General features: G+C 44.7%; 1 protein-coding gene. It reads right to left on the bottom strand.

Translation table 11 applies throughout. The features are described from left to right. Nucleotides 1-5,077 (bottom strand): beta strand repeat-containing protein (locus tag DXN04_RS34220; RefSeq protein ID WP_116857918.1); only part of this gene is annotated, 5,077 nt, incomplete at both ends.

Genomic DNA, 5,077 nt, shown 5'->3' with positions numbered 1-5,077 from the left:
GGGCGGTATCACAAGCTCCACTATTATCACATGCCTGGTAAGTCAGGGTGTCAAGACCATTGAAGTTTGCATTTGGTGTGTAGGTGAAACTACCATCTGCATTCAGTACAATAGTTCCATGAGAAGGGCCGTTCACCACACTTGCTATCAGCGGATCGCCATCTGCATCAGTATCATTACCAAGTACATTACCTGTTCCTTGGGTATCCTCATTGATAGTAATTACATCATCTACTGCTATCGGTGCATCGTTCATTGCTGTCACTGTGATAATCAGGCGGGCAGTATCACAAGCTCCATTATTATCACATGCCTGATAGGTCAGGGTGTCGAGACCGTTGAAGTTTGCATTTGGTGTGTAGGTGAATGAACCATTTGCATTCAGAACGATCGTACCATGAGCTGGATCTGTCAATACACTGGCGGTCAGGGCATCACCATCCGGATCTGTGTCATTGATCAGGACATTGCCTGTACCATTTGTATCCTCATTGATAGTTATTGCATCATCTACTGCTACCGGTGCGTCGTTCACAGCTGTTACTGTGATGACCAGGCGCGCGGTGTCACAAGCGCCATTATTATCACATGCCCGATAAGTCACTGTATCTATGCCGTTGAAGTTTGCATTTGGTGTGTAGGTGAATGAACCATTTGCATTCAGGACGATCGTACCATGAGCTGGATCTGTCACTACACTGGCGGTCAGGGCATCACCATCCGAATCGTTATCATTGGTCAGAACATTGCCAGTCGCTGGTACGTCCTCAGTCACTGTAGCATTATCATCTACAGCTACTGGCGCATCGTTCACTGAGGTTATTGCAAATCTTACTACAGCTGTATCACACAGACTTGGGGTACCATTATCACATACCTGATAAACAAGACTATCTGATCCATTGAAGTTTGCATTCGGAGTATAAGTGAAGCTGCCATCAGCGTTCAGGATCACTGTACCATTTACCGGAGCCGTTACCAAACTGGCTGTCAGTGCATTGCCTTCAGGATCACTATCATTGGTCAATACATTACCGGTCGCTGCAACATCTTCTGTAACTGTAACATTATCATCTACAGCAACTGGTGCGTCGTTCACTGAGGTTACTGTGAACCTTACTACGCCACTATCACAAAGACTTGGGGTACCATTATCACATACCTGGTAAACAAGACTATCTGATCCATTGAAGTTTGCATTTGGTGTATAAGTGAAGCTGCCATCAGCGTTCAGAACAACCGTACCATTAACTGGGGCGGTTACCAAATTGGCTGTCAGTGCATTGCCTTCAGGATCACTATCATTGGTCAATACATTACCGATCCCTGCAACATCTTCTGTAACCGTAACATTATCATCTACAGCAACTGGTGCGTCGTTCACTGAGGTTACTGTGAACCTTACTACGCCACTATCACAAAGACTTGGGGTACCATTATCACATACCTGGTAAACAAGACTATCTGATCCATTGAAGTTTGCATTTGGTGTATAAGTGAAGCTGCCATCAGCGTTCAGAACAACCGTACCATTAACTGGGGCGGTTACCAAATTGGCTGTCAGTGCATTGCCTTCAGGATCACTATCATTGGTCAATACATTACCGATCCCTGCAACATCTTCTGTAACCGTAACATTATCATCTACAGCAACTGGTGCGTCGTTCACTGAGGTTACTGTGAACCTTACTACGCCACTATCACAAAGACTTGGGGTACCATTATCACATACCTGGTAAACAAGACTATCTGCTCCATTGAAGTTTGCATTTGGAGTATAAGTGAAGCTGCCATCAGCATTCAGGATCACTGTACCATTTACTGGGGCGGTTACAAGACTGGCTGCCAGGGCATTACCTTCAGGATCACTATCATTGGTCAATACATTACCGGTCGCTGCAACATCTTCTGTAACTGTAACATCATCATCCACTGCTACTGGGGCATCGTTAACTGCTATTACCGCGAACCTTACTACCCCACTATCACAAAGACTTGGCACACCATTGTCACATACCTGGTAAACAAGACTATCTGCTCCATTAAAGTTTGCATTTGGAGTATAAGTGAAGCTGCCATCAGGGTTCAGAATCACAGTACCATTTACCGGAGCGATTACAAGCGATGCTGTAAGCGTATTACCCTCTACATCTGTATCATTAGTCAGCACATTACCTGTAGCTGCCACATCCTCTGTTACTGTTACATCATCATCCACTGCTACCGGAGCATCATTTACTGCTGTTACATTGAACCTTACTACTCCACTGTCACACAGAATTGGAGTACCATTATCGCATACCTGGTAAACAAGACTATCTGATCCATTGAAGTTCGCATTTGGTGTATATGTGAAGTTGCCATCAGCATTCAGAACAACAGTACCATTTACTGGGGCGGTTACAAGTAATGCTGTAAGCGTATTACCCTCTACATCTGTATCATTAGTTAGTACATTACCAGTTGCTGGTACATCCTCCACCACACTCACTGTATCATCCACTGCTACCGGAGCATCGTTCACGGCTGTTACCGTGAACCTTACTACGCCACTGTCACACAGACTTGGGGTACCATTATCACAGATCTGGTAAACAAGACTATCTGATCCATTAAAGTTTGCATTTGGAGTATAAGTGAAGCTGCCATCAGCATTCAGAACAACTGTACCATTTACAGGAGCGGTTACCAGCGATGCCGTAAGCGTATTACCCTCTACATCTGTATCATTAGTAAGCACATTACCAGTAGCAGGTACATCCTCCACCACACTCACTGTATCATCCACTGCTACCGGCGCATCATTCACGGCTGTTACCGTAAATCTGACTACCCCGCTGTCACACAGACTTGGAGTACCATTATCGCATACCTGGTAAACAAGGCTATCTGCTCCATTGAAGTTTGCATTCGGAGTATAAGTGAAGCTGCCATCAGCATTCAGAACAACTGTACCATTTACTGGGGCGGTAACCAGTGATGCTGTAAGCGTATTACCCTCTACATCTGTATCATTAGTCAGTACATTACCTATTGCAGGGACATCCTCCACCACACTCACTGTATCATCCACTGCTACCGGTTCATCGTTCACGGCTGTTACCGTGAACCTTACTACCCCACTGTCACACAGACTTGGGGTGCCATTATCACAGATCTGGTAAACAAGACTATCCAAACCATTATAATCCAAATTAGGCGTATAAGTGAAGCTGCCATCAGCATTCAGGATAACAGTACCATTCACTGGTGCTGTTACCAGCGAAGCGGTAAGAGTATTATCCTCTACATCTGTATCATTAGTCAGTACATTACCAGTCGCTGTCACATCCTCTGTTACTGTTACATCATCATCAACAGCTACCGGTGCATCGTTAACTGCTGTTACCGTGAACCTTACTACGCCACTATCACACAGACTTGAGGTACCATTATCACATACCTGGTAAACAAGACTATCCAAACCATTGAAGTTTGCATTTGGAGTATAAGTGAAGCTGCCATCAGCATTCAGGGTCACCGTACCATTTACTGGGGCGCTTACTAGCGAAGCTGTAAGCGTATTACCCTCTACATCTGTATCATTAGTTAGTACATTACCAGTTGCAGGTACATCCTCCACTACACTCACTGTATCATCCACTGCTACCGGAGCATCATTTACTGCTGTTACTGTGAATCTTACTACCCCACTGTCACACAGACTTGGGGTACCATTGTCACAGATCTGGTAAACAAGACTATCCAAACCATTATAATCCAAATTAGGCGTATAAGTGAAGCTGCCATCAGCATTCAGGATAACAGTACCATTCACTGGTGCTGTTACCAGCGAAGCGGTAAGAGTATTACCCTCTACATCAGTATCATTAGTCAGTACATTACCAGTCGCTGTCACATCCTCTGTTACTGTAACATCATCATCAACAGCTACCGGTGCATCGTTAACTGCTGTTACCGTGAACCTTACTACCCCGCTGTCACACAGACTTGGACTACCATTATCACATACCTGGTAAACAAGACTATCCAAACCATTGAAGTTTGCATTTGGAGTATAAGTGAAGCTGCCATCCGCATTCAGAATAACTGTACCATTTACTGGAGCGGTTATAAGTGACGCTGTAAGCGTATTACCCTCTACATCAGTATCATTAGTCAGCACATTACCGGTAGCTGCCACATCCTCAGTTACTGTTACATCATCATCCACTGCTACCGGTGCATCATTCACCGCCGTTACCGTGAACCTTACTACCCCGCTATCACACAGACTTGGGGTACCATTATCGCATACCTGGTAAACAAGACTATCTGCTCCATTGAAGTTCACATTAGGAGTATATGTGAAGCTGCCATCCGCATTCAGAACAACTGTACCATTTACAGGAGCGGTTACCAGCGATGCCGTAAGTGTATTACCCTCTACATCTGTATCATTAGTCAGCACATTACCAGTAGCAGGTACATCCTCAGTCACTGTAACATCATCATCAACAGCTACCGGAGCATCGTTAACTGCAGTTACTGTGAATCTTACTACCCCGCTGTCACACAGACTTGGAGTACCATTGTCACAGACCTGGTAAACAAGACTATCTGATCCATTGAAGTTTGCATTCGGAGTATAAGTGAAGCTGCCATCCGCATTCAGAACAACTGTACCATTTACCGGGGCGGTTACAAGTGATGCTGTAAGCGTATTATCCTCTACATCTGTATCATTAGTTAGTACATTACCTGTTGCAGGTACATCCTCCACCACACTCACTGTATCATCCACTGCTACCGGAGCATCATTTACTGCTGTTACTGTGAATCTTACTACCCCACTGTCACACAGACTTGGGGTACCATTGTCACAGATTTGGTAAACAAGACTATCCAAACCATTATAATCCAAATTAGGCGTATAAGTGAAGCTGCCATCAGCATTCAGAACTACTGTACCATTTACTGGGGCGGTTACCAGCGAAGCTGTAAGTGTATTACCCTCTACATCTGTATCATTGGTTAGTACATTACCTGTAGCTGCCACATCCTCTGTTACTGTTACATCATCATCAACTGCTACCGG

The organism is Chitinophaga silvisoli (genome assembly GCF_003412465.1).
GTDB classification, from domain to species: domain Bacteria; phylum Bacteroidota; class Bacteroidia; order Chitinophagales; family Chitinophagaceae; genus Chitinophaga; species Chitinophaga silvisoli.
This window is presented reverse-complemented; position numbering and strand designations above follow the sequence as displayed.